Annotated in this window: 14 protein-coding genes; 8 read left to right on the top strand and 6 right to left on the bottom strand. The window is 70.1% G+C overall.

Annotation, left to right across the window (positions count from 1 at the left end; translation table 11 throughout):
* Positions 1–37 precede the first annotated feature (37 nt).
* Positions 38–760, bottom strand: a complete 723-nt coding sequence (locus RYH80_RS02015) for an alpha/beta hydrolase (protein WP_370902183.1) — start codon at positions 758–760, stop codon at positions 38–40.
* A gap of 174 nt (positions 761–934) precedes the next feature.
* Between RYH80_RS02015 and RYH80_RS02010 the strand changes: the two genes are divergently transcribed.
* Entirely contained in the window at positions 935–2,671 is a 1,737-nt protein-coding gene (locus tag RYH80_RS02010) for a sensor histidine kinase (protein WP_370902182.1), read from the top strand.
* Between the two features lie 175 nt (positions 2,672–2,846).
* Here the strand turns inward: RYH80_RS02010 and RYH80_RS02005 are convergent, their stop codons facing one another.
* Positions 2,847–12,635 (bottom strand): choice-of-anchor D domain-containing protein, encoded by a 9,789-nt coding sequence (locus RYH80_RS02005; RefSeq protein ID WP_370902181.1) that lies wholly within the window; start codon positions 12,633–12,635, stop codon positions 2,847–2,849.
* Between the two features lie 524 nt (positions 12,636–13,159).
* Here RYH80_RS02005 and RYH80_RS02000 point away from each other — a divergent pair.
* The 5 genes from RYH80_RS02000 to RYH80_RS01980 all read left to right on the top strand — a co-directional run bounded on the left by RYH80_RS02000 (position 13,160) and on the right by RYH80_RS01980 (position 17,635).
* A complete protein-coding gene (locus RYH80_RS02000; protein ID WP_370902180.1) occupies positions 13,160–13,726 on the top strand; it encodes a HalX domain-containing protein in 567 nt (188 codons plus the stop codon).
* 152 nt (positions 13,727–13,878) lie between these two features.
* Positions 13,879–14,226 carry a glutaredoxin family protein gene (locus RYH80_RS01995; protein WP_370902179.1) on the top strand — a complete coding sequence of 116 codons (348 nt, stop codon included), beginning with the start codon at positions 13,879–13,881 and terminating at the stop codon, positions 14,224–14,226.
* Between the two features lie 260 nt (positions 14,227–14,486).
* Positions 14,487–15,056, top strand: a complete 570-nt coding sequence (locus RYH80_RS01990; protein ID WP_370902178.1) for a DUF7110 family protein — start codon at positions 14,487–14,489, stop codon at positions 15,054–15,056.
* Positions 15,057–15,182: 126 nt separating this feature from the next.
* On the top strand, positions 15,183–16,160 hold the full coding sequence (locus RYH80_RS01985) for a phosphoadenosine phosphosulfate reductase family protein (RefSeq protein ID WP_370902177.1): 978 nt from the start codon (positions 15,183–15,185) through the stop codon (positions 16,158–16,160).
* A gap of 122 nt (positions 16,161–16,282) precedes the next feature.
* The gene (locus RYH80_RS01980) at positions 16,283–17,635 is read left to right on the top strand and encodes a sulfatase (protein WP_370902176.1); all 1,353 of its coding nucleotides are present in this window, start codon (positions 16,283–16,285) and stop codon (positions 17,633–17,635) included.
* An 82-nt stretch (positions 17,636–17,717) separates the two neighbouring features.
* Here the strand turns inward: RYH80_RS01980 and RYH80_RS01975 are convergent, their stop codons facing one another.
* From RYH80_RS01975 to RYH80_RS01965, 3 genes are all read right to left on the bottom strand, one after another.
* Positions 17,718–18,212 (bottom strand): dihydrofolate reductase, encoded by a 495-nt coding sequence (locus tag RYH80_RS01975; protein ID WP_370902175.1) that lies wholly within the window; start codon positions 18,210–18,212, stop codon positions 17,718–17,720.
* 96 nt (positions 18,213–18,308) lie between these two features.
* Positions 18,309–19,706: a sulfatase-like hydrolase/transferase gene (locus tag RYH80_RS01970; protein WP_370902174.1), complete on the bottom strand. Its 1,398-nt coding sequence runs from the start codon at positions 19,704–19,706 to the stop codon at positions 18,309–18,311.
* Between the two features lie 91 nt (positions 19,707–19,797).
* Positions 19,798–22,680, bottom strand: coding sequence for a glycoside hydrolase family 31 protein (locus RYH80_RS01965; RefSeq protein WP_370902173.1), 2,883 nt, complete (start codon positions 22,678–22,680; stop codon positions 19,798–19,800).
* 138 nt (positions 22,681–22,818) lie between these two features.
* On the opposite strand from RYH80_RS01965, the gene RYH80_RS01960 reads away from it, so the two are divergent.
* Entirely contained in the window at positions 22,819–23,082 is a 264-nt protein-coding gene (locus RYH80_RS01960) for a hypothetical protein (protein WP_370902171.1), read from the top strand.
* Positions 23,083–23,168: 86 nt separating this feature from the next.
* Here RYH80_RS01960 and RYH80_RS01955 read toward each other — a convergent pair whose 3' ends face one another.
* The gene (locus tag RYH80_RS01955; RefSeq protein WP_370902170.1) at positions 23,169–23,594 is read right to left on the bottom strand and encodes a DUF1648 domain-containing protein; all 426 of its coding nucleotides are present in this window, start codon (positions 23,592–23,594) and stop codon (positions 23,169–23,171) included.
* A 130-nt stretch (positions 23,595–23,724) separates the two neighbouring features.
* Here RYH80_RS01955 and RYH80_RS01950 point away from each other — a divergent pair, with 130 nt between their 5' ends.
* Positions 23,725–24,663: an alpha/beta fold hydrolase gene (locus RYH80_RS01950; protein WP_370902169.1), complete on the top strand. Its 939-nt coding sequence runs from the start codon at positions 23,725–23,727 to the stop codon at positions 24,661–24,663.
* Positions 24,664–24,777: the final 114 nt, after the last annotated feature.

The following is a 24,777-nucleotide window of genomic DNA, read 5'->3' as shown; positions in this document are numbered from 1 at the left end:
CCGTCCGAGATGGCGGCCCGTGGGGTCGGGATCCGCTTCACTCTCCGGCCGCCCGCGCGACGATCTCGGCGGCGGCGGCCAGCTCCTCCTCGTTCACGCCGTGGCCCATCCCCGGGTAGAGGCGTTCGTCCACGTCGGCGTCCATCGCGGCGAGTGCGTCTCGGGTCTCGTGGACCCGCGAAGCGGGGATGTGCGGGTCCTCGTCCGAACAGCCGAGGAACACCGGTGTGGTGTCGGGTGACCCGTCTGTGGATCCCTCGCCCGTGCGCGCGAACGACCCCTCGTATGCGAACTCCGTCCCCGGCGGGCCGATCAAGCCACCGGAGAAGCCGACGACGCCGCCGTACCGCGTCGGGTTCCGTGCGGCCCACTCCGTCGCCAGACAGGCGCCCTGCGAGAAGCCGAGCAACACGACCCGCTCGGCCCCGACGGCGTCGACGGCCGTCGAGACGACGGTCCCGACCAGCGACAGCGCCGAGTCGAGGTGGGGCTGGTTCTCCGCCGTCGGCGCGGTGAACGGCCGCGGGTACCACGTCCGTCCGGCCGCCGCCGGTGCGAGCGCCGTCACGCCGGGCGTCTCGAACTCGGCGGTCACGCCGAGGATTCCCTGCGCCGTCGCTCCACGGCCGTGGAGACAGACCACGACCGCCCGTGCCTCCGCGAGCGGCGGCCCGCGTCGCACGACCGGCTGTCCGCCGTGTGGCCCCGCGACACCGCTCGTGTCCACCGTGTCGTCGACCGTCTCGTCGGGTCCGTTCACACCCGACCTCGGCGTCGCGAGCGGATAAGCCGTCCTCTCGCGGCATCCTGCGTGGTCGGGACCGCGTTTCGAGCGAGCTGCGGGTCGGTCCGGACGGACGCGTCCGCGAGCTCGCCGCTGGGGTACCCGCGACAGTAGAACTAACTCGGTGGACCACCGTGACCGAACAGAACGATGCGTCTTCGGACGAAACTCGCGATCGTCCTGCTGGTGGTCACGGTCGTCCTCAGCGGGGCGACGTACGGGGGGTTGGAGTACTTCAAGGGGCAACAGCGCGAGGACGTTCGCGACGACCTCACTCGGGCGACCAACCTCGCTGCCGGCGGCATCGAGGAGAACGTCCGCGAGAAGAAGAACCTCGTCGGCTACGTGACGAGTCGGGCGGACCGGGAGGACCTGGAGAACCCGGAACCGTTCGCCAACCAGTTCCTCCGTCGCAGTGCGCAGTCGAACGTGTTCGCCGTGCAGGTGGTGGACGTGGACGGGACGATCACGGCCTTCGAGAGCGACGGCGCCATCGCCGAGTCCGTGTTGCGCGAGAACGAGGGGACCAGCGCCGCCGACACGGACTACTACCGCTGTGTCGTCGAGACCGGCGCCACCTGCGTGACGGACGTCGAGGAACGCGAGGGCGCGGCCGAGAACCAGCGGTACTTCGTCGAGGTGGCATCGCCGATCATCCTCGACGGCCGGATGGAGGGGATGTTCGTCGCCGCGGTGACGCTCAACCGCCAGTCCTTCTTCAACCCGCTGACGCCGCTGGCCGGCTCGGAACGGGAAGTGCGAGTCGTCGCCGACGGGACACAGGTGTACGGTGCCGGCACCGCCACCGGGTCACAGATCACGGAACGGGCGACCGTCGAGTCGACCGGGTGGCAGGTGTACGTCGCGCGCGACGCCTCCGACCTGAACAGTCAACTCCAGTTCCTCGGGATCGCACAGGGGGTCGGGCTGTTCGTCGTCCTCTCGTCGATCGTCGGCTTCGGCTACTGGCAGTACAACACCTCGATGCGTCAGGCCGAACGACTCGTCGACGCGTTCGAGCGGCTCCAGTCGGGCGCGTACGACCACCAGATCGACCTCACCGCCGGGGAGGAGTGGGAGGAGATCTCGGAGGGGTACAACCGCATGTCCGAGGGGATCCGCGACCGCGAGGCGAAGCTCCGCGACAGACAACAGCGCCTGGAGGTGTTGTACCGCGTGATCCGACACAACCTCCGCAACGAGATGTCCGTGATCCTCAACTACGCCGACATCGCCGGGAGCATGACGGAGAACGAGCAAGTGGAGATGGCCGCCGACACCATCGCGGACACCGGCCGGAAACTCACTTCCCTCTCCGAGAAGGCCAGACAGATCCAGAACGCACTCGACTCCGCCGACGAGACGGAGCCGATCGACGTGGCGGAGGTCGCCCGTCGGACCGCCGACGAACAGTCCGCGGAGTTCCCGGACGTGACCGTCCGGACCGACGTGCCGGAGACGGCGACCGCGGAGGCCAGCCCCGCACTGGAGTTGGCCGTCGAGAACGTCGTCGAGAACGCGGCCAAACACGACGACTCCGAGGACCCGATCGTCGACGTGTCGGTCGGCGTCGGCGAGGACACGGTGTACCTCTCCGTCGCCGACGGGGGTCCGGGAATCCCGGAACAGGAACGGAACGTGCTGACGAAGGGCCGCGAGACCTCGCTGGAACACGGGAGCGGACTCGGGCTGTGGCTCGTCTACTGGGTCGTCGACCGGTCCGGTGGCGACCTGCGATTCGACGACAACGAACCCCGTGGGTCGGTCGTGACGGTGACGCTCGACCCCCCGAGCGAGCCGGTGACGGGTGCCGTGACGGACGGCGAGGCGACGGCGGCCGAGGCGACGGGCGCCGACGGAGAGACGCCGACACCCGCCGACGACTGACGCCGACGGAGAGACGCCGACACCCGCCGACGACTGACGCCGACGGAGAGACGCCGACACCCGCCGACGACTGACGCCGACGGAGAGACGCCGACACCCGCCGACGACTGACGCCGACGGAGAGACGCCGGCACCCGCAGACGACCGACGCCGGTGGCTGCGGTCGTCTGCCGTCTCAGTTCGCCCCGCGACGGCGCGCGAGCAGCGCGGCGGCGAGCAGGCCGCCGAGTGCCACGAGCGGGCCGAACCCGGGTGCGGCCGTCTCGGTGCCGGTGGTCGTGCCGGTGGGAGTGCGGTCGGCCGTCGTCGCCGTCCCCGACTCGACCGGGGTCGCCTCGGTGACGACCAGCTCTCCGACGACGGTGTTCGCGACCTGTAACTCGAAGGTGCCCGTCGTCTGGAAGCGCCGCTCGAACTCCACGCGGACACTCTCGCCGGCCGGCACCTCGACGCTCCGTGTCGCGACGGTGACGCCGTTGATCACCAGCGGCACGGTGAGTTCCCCGTCGCCGTCGCCGGTGTTCTCGACGATGGCCGTCACGTCGACCGTCTCTCCGACGGTCGCCTCCTCCGTCTCGACGAACGCCTCGACGACGGTCGGCCGCGGACCGCCCGGTGTGGCCGTCGCGTCGCCCTCGGCCGGCGTCCCCTCGCCGTCCGGCCTCGGAGTGGTCGCCGTCCCGCTCGGTGTCTCACCGCTCGGGGTCGTCGTCTCGTTCCTGCCGGGTGTCGGCGTCGGTGTCGAGTCGAGCGTCGCCGGGTCGACGACACTGACCGTCCCCACGTTCGCCTCGCCGATGGAGACGGAGTAGTTCCCCGGACGGGCGAACGACCGCGTGTACTCGACGGTGACGCGTTCGCCCGCCGGAATCGAGACCAGTCTGTCGTCGACGACGACACCCTCGATCGTCAGCGGCGCGTCGAACGTGGCCGGCGTACTGCCCGGGTTCTCTACGTCGACGGACAACGACACCGCCTCGCCGGGTGTCACCGGGACCGTCGGCAGGTCGGTCGACGGGAACGTCAGTTCGGCGTCGCCGCCACCGCCGCCGCCGACACCGCCCCCACCGCCACCGCCGGAGCCGACGCGGACGCCACCCGCCTGCACGCCGTTGACCTCGACGGAGAACAGTCCCGACTCGTCGAAGGTCCGCACGAAGCGGATCTGTCTGGTCCCACCGGCGGCGACCGTCACGTCTCGCGTCTGGACGACCTCGCCGTCCAACAGGAGCTTCGTCGTGAACGTCCCGTCGGCGGCACCCTTCTCGTTGGTGATCCGGACGAGGATGTCCACTTGGTCGCCGACTCTGATCGCCGTCACCTGCACGTCGCCCGGCGGCACGTCGGCCCGCGACACCTCGAAGTCCGGCTTCTTCGCGCCGGCCGCGAAGTCGGAGAACCCGGGCGTGACGACACTGTACACGTAGTGGGTCGTCGTCTCCTCGACCAGCGTGCCGTTCAACTCCACCCACTCGTCGTCGACGAACCGGTAGAGGCTGATCTCCTCGGGGTCCGTCCCGCTCTCGGCGACCTGCACCTTGCTCACGCGGAGTCGGAACGTGGCGTTGTCGATCTGATCGTCGGTGAGCGTCTTGTTCACCCGGACGTACTTCACCGGGTCCACGTTCGTCCCGTTCGGGCCGGAGAAGTTCGGCGCGTTCCGCGCGGGCGGGTCGTCCGCCTGCGAGAAGTTCACCGAGAAGTTCCCGCCGGTGTCGACGGAGACGTTGAGATTCTCGATCCCCACGTCGGCCCGCAGCGCCGCCGGCGAGGAGACGTTCGCGGGCACCGTCGTGTCCGCGGAGGCGTTGCGGACGGTGATCTCTGCGCCCGGTTCCCCGGCGCTCTCGCCGGTCCCCGTCGTAGTGTCGACGTCGATGATCGTCTCCGTGTTCGAGAGGAACACGTCCAGTTGTTGGGTCTTCGGGTCGTCGGTGAACACCCGCAGCCGGCCGAACTTCCGTCCACCCGACGACGGTGCCAGTGTCACGTTCAGCGTCGTCGACTCGCCGGGTGCGAGGACGATGTCTCCCCCGGTCGTCAGCGTCGTGGCGTTCGCCCCAGTCGACGAGTACGCGCCGGCGTTGGGTCCGACGACACTCGCGCCAGTCAGCGTCAGCGGCGCCGAGGCGTCGCGGTCGTTGGAGATCGTCACGTTCGCGCGCGTCGACTCGCCGACGGCGACGCTCCCGTAGGTGAGGTTCCCCGGCGTGACATCGGCGACGACCGTCTCCGCAGTCCCGCCGAGCGAGACGGTGGGTGTCCCGGTCGGATCGTCACTCGACAGCGACAGTGTCGCCGCCCGACTCGCCGCGCCGCCCTCGCTCCCCGCCGTCAGCGGGGTGAACGCGACGACGATCCGGTCGGTCGCACCCGCCGGCACACGGTCGGGCGCGGCGACGACCCGGAACGCGCTCGCGTCGCCGTCGATCGTCGTGTCGGTGAGGTTCAGCGGTGCGTTCCCGTCGTTCGAGACGAGCACCGTCCCGCGCGACTCGCCGAGCACTCGCGTGTCGGCGAACTGGACGGTGGTGGTGTTCAGCGTCGCGTTCGGCACCGCGCCGACACCGCCCAGCGACACCGTCGTCAGCGTCTCCGTCCCGTTGGCGATCTCGACGACGCCGGTCCGTTCGCCGCGGGCCGTCGGCCGGAACGCCACCTCGACGGTCGCCGACTCGCCGGCAGCCAGCGTCTCGCCGGTCGGGGCCGAGACCACCGAGAAGGCGTCCGCCGACGCCGCCGTCGTCCGCACGTCCGCGATCGAGGCCGCCACGCCGCCGTCGTTGCGGACGGTGACGTTACGGGTGACGCGCGTGTCGGTCGGCGTCGGCCCGAACGCGACCGACGCCGGGTCCGACACCACGTCGGCCGCCGCACCGATCCCGCCGAGGTCCACGCGGGTCGCTCCGTCGGGATCGTTCGTCCCGATCAGGAGCGTGGTGTTGCGTTCACCGGTCGTCGTCGGCGCGAACGCGACACTCACCGTCCGCCGCTCGTCGGGCGGGACGCGGACCCCGTCGGCAGTCACGACGGCGAACGCACCGTCGTCACCACCCGCTGCCGTCGCGTTCCGGATCACGAGTGTCTCGTCACCGTCGTTCGCGATCGGGACCGACAGGAGCGTCGAGGAGCCGACGCCGACGGTCCCGGTCGTCACCGTCGACGACACGGCCCGCGCGTCCGCGACCTGCCCGGTCCCCGAGACGGGGACGGTGAACGCCCCCTGCGGCCCGTCGGTCTCGATCCGCAGCGTCGCGGACCGAGCACCCTCGGCTTCCGGCGAGAACCGCACCGTCACCGGTCGCCGCTCGCCGGGGACCAACTCGCCCGTCAGGTTCGTCGACACCAGCGAGACGTTCGCTTCGCCGGTCAGGGTGACGTTCTCGACGGTCGCCGGCGCGCCGCCGTCGTTCGCCACGACGACGGTCTCCGTGGGTGCACTCTCGGACCCGACCGCACCGAAGGCGACCGTGGACCGCGACAGCGTCACCTCGGCCTGTCGCCCACGACCGGCCAGCGACACCTCGATCGTCTCCGCGGTCGGGTCGTCCGTCTCCACGACGAGTGTCCCCGACACGTCGCCGCTCGCGGCGGGAGTGAAGGCGACGGTCACCTCGCCGGCGTCGTCGGTCGGGATCGAGTCGGGCGACGAGCGGACGGAGAAGGCCGCTCCCCCGTCCGTGATCCGCACGTCGCTCACGTCGAGCGACTCCGTTCCGGGGTTCTCGAGCAACACCGTCTGCGTGGTCGTGGAGCCGACAGCCCGGGAGAAGAACCGGACCCGCTGGCGGTTCGCGACCGCCGCGGGACCGGTCACGCGTCCCGTCACGTTCACCGTCGCCGTCGGATCGTCCGGGTCGGTACTCTCGACACGGAGCCGCGCCTGGACCGGCCCGGCCTCCGCGCCACCGGCGGCGACGGTCACCGAGACCGTCGTCGACTCGCCCGCCGGGACGGTCACCGTCTCGCCCGCCTCGGCGTCCGCCAGCGTCGCCGAGACCACGGTTCCGGTGTCGGGGCCGCGCCCCCGACTCGCTGCCGGGGTCCCGCTCGCCCCGCTCGTGGCACCGCCGTTCACTCCGTCTGCACCGACCACCGCGACGCCGGTCACGTTCAACGGCGCCTCGCCGTCGTTCTCGACCGTCACGGTCTCCGTCGTGGTCGTCCCACGGTCGACCGTTCCGACCGCGACCGCAGACGGGAGCGCCAGGGCCGGGGTTCCGGACGCGACCGTCGTCTCGCGTGTCAGGGAACTCTGGCCGTTGGTGACGGCGAGAGTGTAGTCACCGGCCGCTCTGTCACCCGTCGCGAACCGGAGCGACACGGTCCGGTTCTGTCTCGGTGGGACGGTCACGTCCGCCGTCGCGACCGGGTCGCGGCCGTCGACCGGCTCGCCGCTCGGCGCGACCCGGAGTGCGACGCTCCCGGTCGCCGCACTGTCACCGGGGTTCCGGACCCGCACCGGCACGACAACGTCGCCATCGGCGGGGCTCGTCGGCGGCACCGTCGCGGACGCGACGACGAGTCGGCCGGGTTGGCTGATCCGGAGCCGCCTCGTCCGTCGATCCGTCGGCGTCTCGATTCGCACCAGTGGCCGCTCGGCGTCGTCGATCGACTCCGGCAGTGGGAACGTCACCGTCTGGTTCGCCTGCGGGTCGAGTACGGCCTGCTCGGCCGCGACGACCGACTCGTCGCGCAGCGAGCCGTCACCGTCCGTGTCGACGAGCAACTCGACCGTACCGGACGCGGCGGCACTGCCGGGGTTGACGACTTTCGTCGAGAGGGTCGCGTTCGCCCTCGCCGTCACGCGCCGCTGGAGACCACGTACCGCGAGTCGACCGGGCGGGACGGCGACGCGTTCCCGACGCACGCCTAGTGTCCGTCGTCCCGTCTCGGTCTCCGTCGACAGTCCGAACCGGATCGAGTACGGCCGTTCGCGAGCCTCGAGGCCCTCGGTCGAGAGGGTCAGGGCCACCGTCGTCGACTCGCCGGCCGGCACGGTCACCGTCTCGCTCGCGACGCCGCCGCTCGTCAGGTTCGCGTCGACGCGGAGCGTCCGCGAGCGCAGTTCGCCGTTCTGGATCTCCACGGTCGTGGTGAGCGTCTCGCCGGGGGTCGTCCGCTCTGGCACGTCCACCGAACCGAAGCCGGCCGCGTCCGTCGGCTCCGCCGTCGGGGCGCCGCAGGCGACGAGCCCGACACAGTCGGTCGGCCTCGCGCCGCTCGGTCGACCCCACCAGTTACGCGTCGCCGACGCGAGTCGTTCTCCCCCGACGGCGACGATCCGTGGTACGGCGCCGCCCGTCTGCGGGAGATCCGTCCGCGTCACTCGCCACTCGCCGGTCGTGTTCGGGGCGTACACCGCGACGCCACGCGGAGAGGAGACACTGTCTGCCGATCCGTCGTCGACTCCGCCACCACGGACCGGGCCGTCGACGACCGCGACGAGACGACTCCGGCGGACGGTCCAGTTGCCGCCGGACTCGTTCGCGAGCAACGGCGTGGTGGCACGGACGGTCGCGTCGGCGATCCGCCAGTCGCCGGCCGACCCGGTGGCGTAGACGCCGGCAGCCCCCGGTGTGTCGAGTCGTGCCGTCTCGATCAGCCAGTCGCCGCTCGTGTTCGCGACGAAGACGCTCGGGAGAGTGGTGGCACTCACCGACAGGTCTCTCGCGGTCCAGTCACCGGTCGCGTTCTCGGCGTACAGGCCGTTCCCCCCCAACTGTGTGGCGTCCAGACCGGACAGAGTCCAGTCGCCACGAGCGTCGACCGCCGTGACGCCGGAGCCGTCGGGGAGTTCTGTCGCGGTGACGTTCTGGAGCCGCCAGTCGCCGGTACTCCCGTCTGCGTCGACCCCGTGGATCCCGGCCGAGCGGACGGAGACGTTCGCCATCGACCAGTCACCCGTCGTCCCCTCGACGGAGACGCCGTCGAATGCAGCGCCGACGACGGTCACGTCCCGTGCGGACCAGTCGCCACCGGAGTCGTCGACCTCGAGCCCGTCGTCGTCAGCGTCGCGAACGGTGACGTTCCGAAGCCGCCAGTCACCGGACGCGTTCTCGGCGAACACACCCGGAAGTGCCGTCTCTCGGATCGACAGGTCGCTCGCGGTCCACGCCCCACTCGTGTCCTCGACGTACAATCCGTTTCCACCCAGACGTGCCGCGTCGAGCCCACTCACCGTCCAGTTGCCCGTCGTCTGGAACGCGACGACCGCAGACGCGTCGTCTACGTCACTGACGACTGCGTCCTGGAGTGTCCACGCACCGGTCGATCCGGTCGCGTCGACACCGCCCGTCTCTGCACCGTCGACGGTGAGGTTCCGGACCGTCCAGTCGCCCGTGGTTCGGTCGACCTCGACGCCGTCGTCGCCGACGCCGACCACCGTGAGGTCCGTCGCCGTCCAGTCGCCGGAGGTGTTCTCGGCGTCCACGCCGTCGTCGCTCGCGTTCCGGACGGTGAGGTCGTCGGTGGTCCACTCACCGGTGCTCCGTGCCGCGAGGAGCCCGTCGACGGCGGGTTCCAGGACGGTGGCGTTCCGGACCGTCCAGTTCCCCGTCGTCTCCGCCGCGTACACACCGAACTCACCGCCACGGACCGTGAGGTTCCGCAGCGTCCAGTCGCCAGCCGTCCCGGCGGCGGCGACACCGGTGTCGAAGTTCCGGACCGTCGCACCCGCGACGGTCGGCGCGGCGGCCGGGCCGATCAGGATTCCCGACCGGCGGTCGACCCCCGTCCCGTCCAGCACCGCGCCGTCGTCGAAGGCGAGTGTGACGTTCTCGTCGACCCCGATCGACTCCGTGTAGACACCCGGTCGGACCTCGACGCGATCACCACTCTCGGCCTCGAGCAGCGCCAGACTCACCGAGTCGTACGTCGACGTTCCGTCCGCGTCGACCACGAGCGTCGTCGGACCGTCGCCGTCGTCGCCGTCGCCGTCTCCCTCGTCGCCGTCTTCGCCTCCGTCGATCTGGTTCACCGTGACCGTCTCGGACGGACGGACCGGCGCCCAGTTGCCGATGTCGTCGCGTAGGATCAGCGTCACCACGTCCAGCGTGTCGGTCGTCTCGTTCAGCCCGCCCAGGTCGACAGTCGTCGTGTACGTCGCCCGGACGCCGTCGTCGGTCTGCGTCACGGACTCCTCGAAGTCGCCGCGACGGAGCGTCGCGAACGGCGACGAGTCGTTCTCGGAGACGTTCCGCTCGGCGACGACGACCCGCAGCGACGAGGCGCCGTTCTGGACTGGGTCCGGGAGCACCTCGTCGGTGGTCAACTCGACGGAGAGGGTCTGGTTCGCCGTCGCGTCGAACGCCGTCACTCGTGGCCGCCGCGTGTCGCGTGTGCCGGTCGCTCCCGCCAGAGGAGCGACGACGGCCGGAACCCCGACGGCGTCCGTCGTGCGCACCGTGTCGAACCGCGTGGATCGCTCCGTCCGTAGGGCGTCGGCACCGACGCGCCAACTGCCGGCTGCCGTGTCGTACGCACCGACTGCCGTCGTCGTCTCGGCGACGCCGACGAGTGCCGTCGGCGCGTACCCGAAGGCGGGCGCGAACACCGAGTCGGCGTCGGTGGGCCGCACGCGCAGGCCACCGTCCGCGGCGACGACCGTGTCCGTCGGCGGCCGCGGGAGACGCCGCTCGGCCTGCAGCGAGACGTTCCGGACGGCCGGCGACACCGTCCCGACGCCGTCGACGGTCACGTCCACGACGTGTGTCGTCTGGTCGCCGGTCGAGTTCCACACTGCGACCCCGTCACCGGTGACGCGACGGCCGTCCGCCAGTGTGCTCGCTCGACTCGCCAGTCCGACGGACGGGTTCGGGTTCACACCCAACTCCACCGCGACCGTGTCGCCGTTCCGGTCGAGCACGGAGACACCGCCCGCCGACGTGGGGTAGACGAACTCGGGCGTCGCGTCGCCCGACAGGTTCACCCCAGCGGGTGCCGTCTTCGGGAGCGAGAGACCGACTCCCGACAACTGCTCGACGGTCCCGTTCCCGTCGAACACCTGCAGTTCCGGCGAATTCCCGCCGCTCACGCGCGGCGCGACCCACTCGCCGTCGACCCGTGCGAGGCCACCGATCCCGTATTGGTTGTCGACGCCCAGACTCCCGACGTCCGCGAGCTCCGTGTCGCCGCCGGTCGCGTTCACCGCACGGAGTTCGTTGCTGTCGCTGGGTGAGAGGTAGACGATTTCGGGGACGCCATCCCCAGTCACGTCCGCCACGCCGAGCACGGACTCGACCGACGTGGTCGTCGAGATCACCTCCGCCGTCCCACGCTCGTTCCAGTCGGTGCGGTAGAGGGCGCCGTCGTCGCCCGCGAAGAACACGTCCGTCGCACCGTCGTGGTCCCAGTCGCCGACCGCGAGCTTGCTCTTGGAGGTCTCCGGCTCGGCCGGTCCCTCGCCGCTCCCCAACAGTTCCACGACGCCGCCGGTCGCGTCGACCAACTCCACGTTCCCACTCGTGTCGACGTACGGGACCTCGCGCCGCTCGTCGTCGTCGAGGAAGGCGCGTGGGCCGATCACGCCCGCGTCGCCGACGCCGTAGTCCGTCACGTCGCCGCCGCGGTCGTACGACTTCAAGTTGCCGTCGCTGTCGTCGACGTAGACGAATCCGGGCGACGGAGCGGGTGCCTCGGGCCACGAGACGGTGGTGTCGTTCACCGTGACGTTCGCGGACCGGCGGACACGGACCGCCGACTCGTTCGTGTCGCGGATCTGTCCGTCCGTGAACAGGAGTCTCTCCACACCGGTCACGTCGAGTGCGGAACCCGCGGTGCCGGTCACCGTCACGTCCGTCAGCCGTGTCTCGACGAACTGCGAGTCGCCGCTCCCGTTCACGAGGACGGCGTCGCCGTCGGCGGTCGGTGGTTGCGGGTTGCGACCGACGGTGGTCTCGCTGGTCTCGGTGACGGTGACGTTCCGGACCAGTGTCCCGTCGGCCGACAGGACGATTCCGGTTCCCGGCACACCTCGAATCGTCGTGTCGGTGACACGGGTCCCCGTGGCGTCACCGCGCACGCGGATCCCGACGCCGGCGACGGACTCGGCCGTTCGGACGTCCTCTATCTGCACGGCTCTCACCGTGGCGCGAGTGGTCGACTCCAGGTCGACTGCGGGGCCGTACGAGCGCTCTACGGCAGTCCGGAGGACGATCAGGTCCGTCACGCCCGTCGCTTCGACGCCGCCATCGGTCACACGACTGTCGACGACGAGTGCACCGTCGAGCCCGGTCGCGAAGTCGACCGCGGACGCGGAACTGTTCCGGAGACTCACCCCTGCCACAGACCCACTCGTCCGGAGTTCCCCTACGTCGCTCGCGCGAATCGACAGGTTGACGATTCCGTCACCGCTGGCGGCGACGGTCTCGGCAGTCACCCCACGCAGCGAGACGTTCACCGACCCCGACCCGACCGACACGTCGCCGACGGTCGCGTTCACGAGCGAGACGGTCTCCGCGCCGTCTACACCGACAGCGCCCGCTTGCGCGGACGCAGTCGTGGCGACGCTCGCGAGCGAGACGTTCAGTCCGTTCTGGACGTACACTGCCGTGTCGTACCCGCTCGTCGAGATGTTCCGCACGGTCACGTCGCGCGCGCCGTCGACGTAGACACCCACCCGTTCGCCGTCGACGGGCGACTGGGTCGGTGTGGCCGTCGGCGTCGCGGTCGGCGTCGACACCGCTGCCGCCGACAGGACGTTCCCACCGCCGTCGATCACCACGTCGTCTGCCGTCACCGTCACCGTCGGTGCCTCGGTGTCGTCCGTGACGTCCTGACCCAACACGTAACAGCCGGACTCGGAGACCGTGATCCCGTCGTCGTTACCGGCCGTCGTCAGTGCCGTACAGCCGTCGTTGGCCGCGGTCACTGTCCCGACCGGGACGGCGACGAACGGGACGACCGTCGCCGTCACCGTCAGCCACGCGACCACGACGACCGCGAGCCGGCGCGTGGATGTCACGAGTCGCCTCCACGCTCGCGACGTGTGATCACGGACGGGCACACCGCCGGTACCGACCTACCGCCGGGGACGTGCCCGACTCGAACACGTCCGTTCGTCACCCCCCACTCGCGAGCCCCCCGCCGTGTGGCCGCGCCCCCTGAGCGCGACCGGTGTGTGTGCGTCGGCTCTGACACCCTGACCACCACAAAGCTGTTATCAGAGACGATAGGATCACGGGGTGATAAAACCTGTCACGGTGCCCGGTGTGAGACGGCCGTATCCGTCCGTTCGGTCCCACGCTGCGTCCGGCCGCCCGAGATCCGGCGGGAGGTGTGAGCGTGTGTGGTCGACGGGGTGTGAGCGGGTGTGGTCGACGGTGTGTGAGCGTGTGTGGTCGACGAGATGTGAGCGGATGTGGTCGACGGTGTCGGTCGAGAGAGCGACCGCGCGGCGAGCCCGTCGTCTCCGTCGGCGGTCCCGAGCGGTGGAGAGAAGCACACGGAAAAATATATCTCTCCCCTGACCCGGTGTATAGACACGCAATGTCCGACCAGGGTCCCACCGTGTTGGTCGTCGACGACGAGCAACAGGTCGCGGACGCCTACGCACTCCGGCTCCAGATGGAGTACGACGACGTGCGGAAGGCGTACGGCGGCGAAGAGGCGTTGGCGACCGTCGACGAGTCGGTCGACGTGGTGTTACTCGACCGGCGGATGCCGGACTACTCCGGCGGCGAGGTGTTGGAGCAGATGCGCGAACGGGGCTTGGACTGTTCCGTCATCATGGTGACCGCGGTGGACCCGGACTTCGACATCGTCGACATGCCGTTCGACGACTACCTCTGCAAGCCGGTCGAGAAGGAGGCGCTGTTCGACGCCATCGAGCAACAGCTCGTCGGGCAGACGTACGACGACGAGATGGACGAGTACTTCGCCATCGTCTCGAAGATCGGCGTCCTGGAGGCACAGAAGCCCTCCTACGAGTTGGAGGACAACGAGCAGTACCAGGAGCTGAAGGAACGCGCCGAAGAACTCCGCGGGAACCTGGATCAGACGGTTCAGGACTTCGACGACGTGGAGTCCGCCTTCTCCGCCATCGACCGCAACTGACGACCGACGGGACCCTGTCTCACTCCGCCGTTCTCGCCGCCGCGGTTCGTTCGTTCCCCCGGGTGGGCGCCCGAGCACACGGCACCTCCCGAGCGAGCCGACACCGTCCGGACGACACAACACCTAACCCCGTCTGGAGCGAACGTACGGGTATGAGTTTCCAGCCAGACGGCGAGGCGGAGGCCGACACCGACGTGGCCCAGCGCGTCGACGAGGTCATCGCCGAGAACGACGTGGTCCTGTTCATGAAGGGGAACCGACTGATGCCGCAGTGTGGCTACTCGAAGCGCGCGCTCCAGTTGATCGCCCAGTACGTCGACGAGTTCGAGACCGTCGACGTGCTCCCCGCCCTGGACGAGTACCGCGACGCGCTGTCGGACCACTCCGACTGGGAGACGATCCCGCAGACCTTCGTCGACGGGGAGTTCGTCGGCGGCAGCGACGTACTCGCGGAACTCGACGAACGCGGCGAACTCGAGGCGACACTCACCGGCGAGTGACCGCCGAATCGGCGGCGAACGGACGACTCCGGCCGCCGAGAGCACGGTCGTTCGCCGGCCGACACCGACGGTTCGCCACCGAGACGACCGCGCGGTAGCGACACCGGTACCGTCACGAACCGCTCCCCCATACCGTGGTAGAGATTAACACGCGATAAAGTAGCTCATAAAGGTCTGGGGCACGTACCGTACCGCGAGTGCAGACGACCGAGCGGTGGTCGCACCGGGACGGCCCCGCTAGCAGTCCACCCAACCAACACATGTCAGGCCGCGTATACCGACTCCACTCGACACTCGAACTGCCCCTCGAAGACGTACACGATTATTTCGACGACGACCCGGATCTCCCGGACGGCGTCGAGGACGTGGACGTGTCGCGTCGCAACAACACGTTGATCCTGCGTGCGGTCGCGGAGAACGAGGACGACATCAGCAAGTACACGCCGACCGCCCAGCTGAAGGCCAGCGTGAGCGAGACGCGTGTCTACGAGGAGGAACCGCCGAAGCCCGGCGGCGGGTGGATGCAGGAGGAGGAAGAGGAGATCCCCTCCGAACTCGTCGAGTTCGCCTGCTTCAAGGGCGACCGCGAGACGGTGTTGCAGAACACCGCGCTCCAGTACCCGATGTTCGTCGTGTTGAAGCAGATCGCGCTGCTCTCCGAGAAGGGGACGCTGACGGCGATCACCGAGGAGGACGGCGAGTTGACCGCCACCCGGATCGTGGAGGGTGAGCCGCGTCCCGCCTCCGTCGAGGTCGTCGAGTCACCCGCCAACGGCGACGGGGACGGCAACGGCGTCGACTGGCGCGACAACGACTTCATCAGCGGCTGACTCCTCTCGGCGCGGTCTCGCGGTGTCGACGGTTCGACGGGTCTACAGCGACGCGGACGCTCCGGTGCCGAGGGGCGAACGGACTCCAAAAGACACTTTACCCTGCTAATTAGATGTCATTACCACATGACGCGAGACGACTTCCCAGACTACCTCGACGTCGACTACACGGACGGCGAGGGCGAGTCGCCCGACGAGTACCCGAGCATCGAGCACAAGATCGAGAAGGCCCTCGAAGTGGTCGAGGAGGGGCTCGAACAGTACGACAACCCCGCGGTGATGTGGACCGGCGGGAAGGACTCGACGCTGACACTGTACTTCGTCAAGGAGATCGTCGAGAACCGCGACGACCTGGAGCTGCCGACGACGGTGTTCATCGACCACTTCCAGCACTTCGACGAGCTGATGGACTTCGTCGAGCGGTGGGCCGACGAGTGGGACCTCGAGGTCAAGTACGCCCGCAACACGGACGTGGGCGACTACGTCGACGAGAACGGGCTCGACCCGGGTGACGACATCCCGGTCGACGACCTGTCGGAACACAACCAGCACCACATCCGGAACATCTTGGAGTACGAGGAGGACACGTTCCCGTTCCTGCTGGACACGTACGTCGGCAACCACCTGCTGAAGACGGTGGCGCTGAACCAGACGCTGGAAGACGAGGAGATCGACGGGATCATCTCGGGGATCCGCTGGGACGAACAGGAGGCCCGCGCGGACGAGACGTTCTTCTCACCGCGTCACGACCCGGACATCTACCCGCCGCACGACCGCATCCAGCCGATCCTCCAGTTCGAGGAGGCCGACGTGTGGGACGCCTTCTGGTACTTCGTCGTCCCGGACACGGTCGCGGAGTTCCCGGAGGACGGCTACGTCCCGCAGGACTACGACGACCTGCCGAACGGCCTCGACCACGAGGACATCCCGGTCTCGCCGAAGTACTTCGCCGGGTTCCGCTCGCTGGGCTCGGAGATCTCGACGGACAAGTCCGCCGAGGAGCCCGCCTGGCTGCAGGACATGGAGAACACGACCGAGCGCGCCGGCCGCGCCCAGGACAAGGAGGACCTGATGGAACGGCTGCGCGACCTCGGCTACATGTGATCGCGGGGCGACACTGACCACGCCACCGACACACGACTGTCGGGGGCACACTCCGTCCCCCGTCACCCCCGGTCGCGCCGCGGTGCGAGGAGCATAAGCCGCCGTCGCCCCTGTCTGGGGGTGTGACGGACACCAACGTACTGTTAGTCGTCGCGGACAGTCTCCGGGCGGCCAACACCTCGCTGTTGGGGTACCGCCGGGAGACCACCCCGTTCCTCGAAGAGTTCGCCGCCGAGGCGACGGTCTACACACAGGCGCGCTCGCCGAGCAACTGGACCGTCCCGAGTCACGTCACCATGTTCACCGGCCACGAGGCGGCGGCCCACGAGTTCGAGATCACGGACCGCCTCCAGCTCGGGCACACGATCTGGGAGACGTTGGCCGACCGGGGGTACGACACGGGGTTGTTCTCCGACAACCCGTTCCTCACGGCCCACGAGAGCGGGCTCGACCGGCCGTTCGAGCACGCCGAGGGGACGCCAGACGAGTGGGACGCGGCGTACGACACTGGAGGGAACCTCGGCGAGTGGCCCAACGGGTTCCACTACGCCGAACGACTGCTGGAGTGGACCGGCGAGCGCGACGGCCCGTGGGCCGCCTGCGTCAACCTGATGGACACCCACCGGCCGTACGAGCCGGTCGCAGAGTACGACGAGTGGAGCGACGACTCCGTGCGAGCGCTCCAGGAGGAGATGGGGTACAAGTGGCACTGGGAGTTCTTCGCGGGGAACCTCTCGTTGGGGTTCGCGCAACTGTTGGAGACGATCTACGATGGCGCGATCCGCCAGGCGGACGCGATCTTCGAGCGGATCGTCGCCGGGCTCGCCGAGCGCGACGAGCTAGACGACACGCTCGTGGTGTTCACCTCCGACCACGGGGAAGGACTCGGCGAGCCGACCGCACTCGCGGCGGAGCCGCCGGCCGTCAGCCACCGGCTCGGGACTCACGACGAACTGTTCCACATCCCGTTGGTCGTCCGCGCGCCGGGCCAGCGCGCCGGGCGACGCGTCCACGACCTCGCCACGCTGTCGCGGTTCCCCGACGTGGTGCGTGCGCTAGCACTGGACGAGCGGCCGGTCGACGGCGGCGCGTTCGTCGCCGACGAGGGCCGTGCGATCGCGAGCCAGCGGCCGATCACCGCCGCGATGCGCGAGGAGGCGGAACGGATCTGTGGCTCCGCGGCGCCGTACGCGAAGCGGACGGACGTGGTGTACGACGACCGGCCGGGCGACAGAGTGGTGAAACGGGCACGCTGGGGGGCGGACGCCTACGAGACGCTGCGCCGCGGCCGCCGCGAGGCGGAGGATCGCGGCGAGATCGACGCCGACGCGGTGCTCGCGGCACGCGACGAGGTGGTCGGCGAGGCGGTGACGCTGGGTGACCCACTCGACGAGATCACGGAGTTCGCCGACGCCTCGGACAACGAGTTCGCGGACGACCTGGAGGACAGACTCGACGCGCTCGGCTACCGGTGATCGCTGCGTGACCCTCGTGGCGCTGCGGGAGTCGCCTGGCGTCGCGAGGACACGGTGCGATCCCAGCCGGTGACGGGGGCGGCTACAACTCCGAGTGAGGTTTCGGTTCCTCGTTGACCCACTCGACGAGGGTGAAGCGGTCGTACGAGTGTCGTTCGGCGACGCGCCAGCCGGCACCGAGGTACGGGAAGTCGGCGTCACCCTCCAGGTGTTCGGGGAGTTCGGAGACGAACGCGCGGTCCGTGAACGGGAGGAACGTCCGGTATACACCGCCACCACCGATCACGGACAGCGTGTCCGCGCCGGTCGCCGCCGCGCGTTCGACCGCCTCCCGACGGGAGTTCACGAACGTCACGCGCTCGTGGTCCGCGGTGCGGGTGGTGTCGGAGGTGAGTACGAAGTTCTCGCTGTCGTCGATGGGGTCCATCATCTCGAAGGTTGATCGCCCGACGACGACCGGCGTGCCACGGACCCGTTCCTTGTACTGCCGGAAGTCCTCGGGGTACTCCCACGGGACCTGCCCGTCGCGCCCGACGGCGCCGGTCCGCGCGACCGCGACGACTGCCTGGATCTCCATACCGTTCGGAGGTGCCCGCCGACGAAAAGCCGTCCGTTCTCGCGGTGACGAGCGGGCGCGGGTCCCGCTCCCGTGACCCCGTCACGAGGCGACGACCTACTTGTAGCCGATGTTCTCGAGGTGGCGCAGCACCTCCTCGGGGAGTTCCGCCTCGTCCTGCTCGCGTGGCACCGCCAGCGACTCACCGTCACGTTCGGCGGCGATCCGGTCGGTGACGACCGCCGGGTCGGCCGCACCCGTCCGGATGCGCCCCTGGGCGTCGTGGGCGTGGACGCGGACCGCCTCGCCGCGCCAGATCGCGACCTTCTCGACGCCACTCCCGGGAAGGTCGCGGTACAGCGCCGCGGAGTCGCCGACGTACCGTTCGTGGTCGTCGCCACAGAACTCCCGCGCTGTCTCCAGTTTCGGCCCGTCGATCGGGCGTCGGTAGGTGAGGGACTCCCCGTCGGGCGCGGTGAACACCGGTTCGCCGGCCGAACCTCCCCCTCTCTGTCCCTCCTCCGCACCCTCGACACCGCCGTCCGTGTCGTCGAACCCCGCGACGGCGGGGACGTGCCGCTGGACGGCTGCCGGGAAGCGGGCCAGCGTGGCGAGGTCGTCCACCACGCGACCCCCGCCGCCACCGGGCGGACGGACGAGCAGCGGGACGTGCGTCAGGTGTTCGTGGGTGCCGAGCGTGTGTGCGATGGAGTCCGGCCCGCCGGGTACGGGTGAGGGTTCGCCCAACCCGTCGCCGTGGTCACTCGTGACGACGACGAGGGTGTCGTCCAGGGCGTCGCGCTCGGACAGTCCGGCGAGGACTCGTCGGGCGACCGCGTCGGCCTGGCGGATCGCGCCGTCGTAGAGCCGTTCGAGTGCGGCGAGGTACCAGGTCGGGTAGCGCCCGCCGTAGAACTGCCAGACGAACTGTCCGCGACCGATCTCGCGTTGGACCTGCCACGCCTCCTCGTCGCCCCACTCGTCGAACCGCTCGTGTGGGAGGTACGGGCGGTGGCCGTCCATGACGTTGACACAGGCCGCCCACGGGCCGTCGCGGTCATCGACCCACTCGTGGAACTGCTCGGCGTACCAGAACCCGTCCGGTGCCTCGTCGTCCAACTCACCCGGGAGCGCGTGCGCCTCGGGCACGTCGCCGGGTACCCCGCAGACCGTGTCGAACGGCTCCCCCAACCCGACCGGGTGGTCTGTCACGTAGACGTTCGAGGAGAACACGCCGGTGTCGTACCCGGCACCGGACAGTGCGTCCCAGACGCTGTGGCCCTGGACGGCCTCGGTGGTGATCTCGATGCCGTGGTCCGGTGCCGACCGCCCGGTCCAGACACTGGCGTGCGAGGGGAGACTCCACGTGCTCGGGGCTCGCGCCTGGCCGTAGACGGTGGCCTCGTCGGCCAGGTCTTCGAGGAACGGCGTCGTCGTCCGCCGGTGGTCGTGCAACGACGTGTTGGCCGCACGCACCGAGTCGAGGACGACCAGTAGGACGTTGGGTCGACTCACTACCGTCGCGTGGGCGGCGGTGCGCTTTGGGGTTTCGGTGTCGCGTCGAGGCGGTTCAGTTCGCGGTGTGGTGTCGGGTCGGCCGACGGAGTCACTCTACGTCGTCGGGTGGCACCGCGAACACGACGCGTGTCCCGACACTGGGGCCGAGGTCTGGATCGGCCGCATCCGTCTGTGGATCGCGGGACGACTCGACGGTCGCGTCCAGCTCCGCGGAGTCGTACGTTCGGGTCTCGCGTGGGTCCCGCGACGACAGTGGTTCCTCCGTCTCGCGCCCGCCACCGGTCGCCCCCGTGGGTGCGGACGCGACGGTCGCCGCCTCGTCGCCGTACCGCTCGACGACGACCCGATCGGGCACCGACGCGACGCCCTCCAGTGCGACGCGGTACGTCCGTGTCGCCTCGGCCGGGAGTCGGACCGTCACCGTCTCCGCGCCGTCGTCGACCGCGACCGCGAGCCACCGGAACGCGTCCCGCTCGGTGTCGAACCACCGTGTCGCCGCCGTCGTGGCGCGTGGGTCGCCGGGCGGGTGGCCGTGCGTCTCGCCCGACTCCGCGTCCGGCGCGGTATCGTCTCCGCGCGTATCCGAGGCGGTGTCGTCCCCGCTCGTCTCCGGCGCGGTGTCGTCTCCGCTCGTCTCCGAGGCGGTGTCGTCTCCGCCCGTCCCCGATTCAGAGTCGGGCCGGGTCGTCGCGACGTACGTCCGCAGCGTGAGCGGGTCCGTCTCGCAGTCTGCGACGTGACTCCCCGGCTCGCCCTCGGGGACGAGACTGCCGGCCCGCCAGAACGCCGGCAGTTCCGCGCGTGGTGCCGCGAGGTCGAGCGTCGTCGGACCCTCGACGCGCCGCCCACTCCAGTGGCCCACCCACTCGCCTGCGGGGAGGTAGACGGACAGCGGACGCTCCGGGTCCACGTCCGGCGCGACGACGAGGGCGTCGCCGACGGCGTGTTGGCCACCCAGACTCGGCGGGAGATCCGCATCCGGGAACGCCAACGGCATCGGCCGGAGGACCGGCACCCCGGTGTCGGCGGCCGCCACCCCGCGACTGTAGAGGTACGGCAACAGTCGGTAGCGGAGTCGCGCGTACCGCCGGACCGTCTCGACGGTTCCGGGCCCGTAGTGCCACGGCTCGCGCGGGGTCTTGCCGTGGAACCGCGGGTGTGACAGCGCGAGCAGCCCCCACTGTGCCCACCGCCGGTACAGGTCCGTCGACGGCGTCGGTTTGTAGCCGCCCAAGTCACAGCTCCAGTAGCCGAACCCCGAGAGCGCGAGACTCACGCCACCGCGGACGCTGGCTGCGAAGGAGTCGTCCGTCGCGTGGGCGTCTCCGCCCCAGTGGACCGGGAACCGCTGGGCGCCGGCCCACCCCGACCGCGACCAGAGGATCGGTGTCTCCCCGCCGACGACTCTGTCGGGGGACTCGTCGTCGACTCCGTCAGGTTCGTCGTCGACTCTCTCGGGTCCGTCGTCGACGTTCTCGGGGCCGTCGTCTCTCGCGAACGCCCCGGCGACGGCCCGCTGGTAGTCCAGCGGGTAGCGGTTGTGGACCGCGCGGCCGGTGGTGCCGTCGGCCAACACCGCCTCGTCCGGGAGGTACTCGCCGAAGTCCGTCTTGAACACGTCGACACCCTGGTCGAGTAGTCGCCGGTGGTGGTCGCGCCACCACGCGACGGCGTCCGGATCGGTGAAGTCGACGATCCCTGCACGGGTGTCGCTCACGCTCGGACGGCGCAACACGAGCGGGCGCCCGTGGCCGTCCTCGACGAGGTAGCCCGCCGCCCGTGCCGTCGCGAACGGCTCCGACCCCACCTTCACGTACGGGTACTCCCAGACGGAGACGTGGAACCCGTCGTCGTGCAGGTCCGACAGCAGTCGCTCCGGTTCCGGGAACGCCTCGCGATCCCACCGCAGATCCAACTCGGCGAGGTCCGTCCACTCCGGGTCGACGTGGAGGAGGTCACCGGGGAGCCCGGCGGCACGCAGCCGGCGGGCGACGGTCCGGACCTCCTCGGCGGACTCGTAGGAGTTGCGCGACCACCAGACGCCGAAGCTCCACGCCGGGAGTCGCGGCGGACGTCCCGTCACTGCGGTGTAGCGTTCGAGCACGTCGGCGGGGTCGGGCCCCCGGAACACGACCACCGAGAGCGCGCTGTCCGCGACGCGGAGACTCGTCGTCCCCGGTGCCGTGTCGCCGAAGTCGAAGGTCACGTCCGTCGTCGTGTCCACGAAGACGCCGTACCCCTCGTCAGAGAGGCAGAACGGCACCGGCAGGTACGTGTCGTCGCCGACGACGCCGTTCGGCTGTCGCACCCGCGCCTCGATCCGGTCGCCGCGGTGGTCCACCGCGCCGAACTGCTCGCCACAGCCGTAGAGGTGTTCGTCCGGTGGGAGTCGCAGCGCCAGTCCGGTGTCCGTCACCGACAGCGGCCACTCGTCGCGTCGCGTCTCGCGGAACCCGGTCGGCGGCACGACGGGCTGGTCGCGGCTGTCCGTCAGCTCACGCTGTGTCTCGAACAGCGTCCGGTCGCGTGTCGTGTCGCGGACGCGCAGGTGTGCGGTCTCGGGGTCGACCGAGACGGCCAGCCCCTCGGTCTCGACGGCGATCCGCGACGAGTTACCGTCTCCGTCTCCCGTTCCGCCCCCCGAGTCGTCTCCGTCTCCGCGTCCCGTTCCGCCCCCCGAGTCGTCTCCGTCCTCGTCGACACCGGTGACGACCGGGTCCGTCGCCTCGCGGATCGCGTCGTAGTCCAGTCCGAGCGCCGACTCGTCGGGTGGGACGACCTCTGGGTCGGGGCGGAGTCGCAGGCGGACGGCGTCGGGCGAGAGCACCTCCGCCGACAGCACAGGGGATCGACCGTCGTCGACCTCCGTCGCCGCGCCGGGTCCGTCCTCGCGTGCAGTCTCACAGCGACAGGTCAGTCGCTGCCCGTCCCACGCGGCCGTCGACACCCCGGCGAGTCCGATCTGGTACACGCCACCGCCTTCGGCCGAGTCGCCGATAAGTGCGCCGCCCGCGGCCTGTCCGTCTCTCCGTCACCCCACGCGACCGGACGGGCTTGCCTCGTCGAGTGGGGCGACAGACGCTTGTGGGTGCCCGTCGCACCCGAGAACGTGCTCGCACTCGACATCGAGAACTTCCTCGTCGAGATCGACGAGGGGACGCTCAAACACGTGGGACCGAAGACGAAGGCGGCCACCGCGAAGCTGTTCGACCCCGAGGAGGCCGGCGCCCGCGCGTTCGGCGACAGTCAGGTGAAGGTGACCGCGGCCGACGACGACGGCAACGAGGTCCAGATCGCCCTGTCGCCGGCCCAGGCCGTCGCCGTCGCCGAGGACCTCGAACGACTCCGCGAGGAGGGGACCGTGTTCGAGTGATCCCGGGACCCGACTCGGCCGAGCCGAGCGACCTCCCAGAGACGAGCGGCGGCCCGAGTTCTGTCGGGCACGAGACCGACCGACTCTCAGTCGGCCGTCGGCAACGCCCGACCGCGGTACTTGAACCACACGAGCACACCGGCGGCGACGAGCACCGGGAGCACCGCAGTCGTCGGGTCGAGACGGACACCGAGGTTCCACAGGAGGACCAGCGCCTGAACGTAGGCGATCACGACCCCGGTGAACAACATCGCGACGGCCGTCACGGCGGGGTCGCCACTTGAGTCACCCACCGCCCGCGTGAACAGGACGGCCGCGAGGCCGAGTGCCGGCGCCGCGAACACGCCCTGCCACCGCGGGACGAAGTTGTCCGGAGTCCCCCCGTTGAAGTGAATCGCCATCTCGGCCGGGAGTGCCGGCCACGCGAGGAGCCCGGCCAGTGCTGCGGCGGCCACCAGCGCCACCGACGGGAGCGTAGCCGCACGGACGGTGAGGAGACTGCGGAGGTTCACGTCTCGGCTACGTCGAACCACGTATTCACCGTTTCGGCCGGTGTGAGGTGCTCGAACCGGTCCGTCCGGAGTGGGCCGCGAACGACTCGGACCGCCACACTCTTCGCTCGCCCGCCGCTGTCGTCGCTCGATGGAGACACAGGCAGACCACCGCGAGACGGCGCCCGGACGGCCGGCGACCGACGCGACGCTGGCGAGCGTCGCCAGCGCCGAGTCGGTGTGGATCGAGACGAGCGACCCCGACGGGGTACGGCTCCACGCCGTCGCCGCCGGCGACCCCGGCGATCCGCTCGTCGTGTTGCTCCACGGGTTCCCCGACTTCTGGTACGGGTGGCGCGAACAACTGGAACCGTTGGTCGACGCCGGGTACCGAGTCGTCGTCCCGGACCAGCGCGGCTACAACCTGAGTGACGCCCCCGACTCGGTGCGTGCGTACCGTGTCGAGCGACTGTCGGCGGACGTGTGTGACGTGATCGAGTGGGCCGGTCGCGAGTCGGCACACGTCGTCGGCCACGACTGGGGTGCGGCGGTGGCGTGGGACCTCGCCTTACGACACCCGGACCGCGTCGACCGCCTCGCGGTCTGTAACGTCCCACACCCGACCGTGTTCGGGCGAACACTGCGGTCGAACCCGCGCCAGATGCTCCGCTCGTGGTACGTCGCCGCCTTCCAAGTGCCGAAGCTCCCCGAGTTCGGGTTGGGTGCGAACGACGCCGCGGGGCTGGCGCGCGTGCTCGACGGCTCCGCCCACGAGGGGACCTTCTCCGACGGCGACCTGGATCGCTACCGTGCCGCCTGGACCGGCGGGCCTGGGGGCGTCTCTGGAATGGTGAACTGGTACCGTGCCGCGGCACGCTACGGGATGGACCCGCCAAGCGAGCGCGTCGCGCAGCCGACACTGATCTGCTGGGGCGAGGACGACGACGCGCTGGTCCCCGAGATGGCCGCCGAGAGTCTCGACTTCTGTGTCGACGGGCGACTGGAACGGTACCCCAGCGCCTCACACTGGGTCCACCTCGAACGAGCGAGTGCGGTGACGGCCGAACTCCGCAGTCACCTCGACGGGTGACACCGCCGTGTGGAGCGAGTGACGGGACTGCGCGGAGGAGCGACACGAGCGGGTGACGACGCCACGACTCGCCGTCCGGTCGGGTGTACGGCTGTGTGGTGTGGTGTAATTATC

Origin of the sequence: Halobaculum sp. MBLA0147 (genome assembly GCF_041361345.1) — an archaeon.
Lineage (GTDB): Archaea > Halobacteriota > Halobacteria > Halobacteriales > Haloferacaceae > JAHENP01.
Note: the sequence above shows the minus strand (reverse complement) of the source record. Positions and strands in the feature narration are given on the sequence as shown.

Excerpts from the sequence above, each read along its gene's own strand:
- RYH80_RS01995 (WP_370902179.1), top strand. The coding sequence starts at position 13,879 with ATGAGTTTCCAGCCAGACGGCGAGGCGGAGGCCGACACCGACGTGGCC.
- RYH80_RS02010 (WP_370902182.1), top strand. The coding sequence starts at position 935 with ATGCGTCTTCGGACGAAACTCGCGATCGTCCTGCTGGTGGTCACGGTC.
- RYH80_RS02000 (WP_370902180.1), top strand. The coding sequence starts at position 13,160 with ATGTCCGACCAGGGTCCCACCGTGTTGGTCGTCGACGACGAGCAACAG.
- RYH80_RS01990 (WP_370902178.1), top strand. The coding sequence starts at position 14,487 with ATGTCAGGCCGCGTATACCGACTCCACTCGACACTCGAACTGCCCCTC.
- RYH80_RS01950 (WP_370902169.1), top strand. The coding sequence starts at position 23,725 with ATGGAGACACAGGCAGACCACCGCGAGACGGCGCCCGGACGGCCGGCG.
- RYH80_RS01975 (WP_370902175.1), bottom strand. The coding sequence starts at position 18,212 with ATGGAGATCCAGGCAGTCGTCGCGGTCGCGCGGACCGGCGCCGTCGGG.
- RYH80_RS01985 (WP_370902177.1), top strand. The coding sequence starts at position 15,183 with ATGACGCGAGACGACTTCCCAGACTACCTCGACGTCGACTACACGGAC.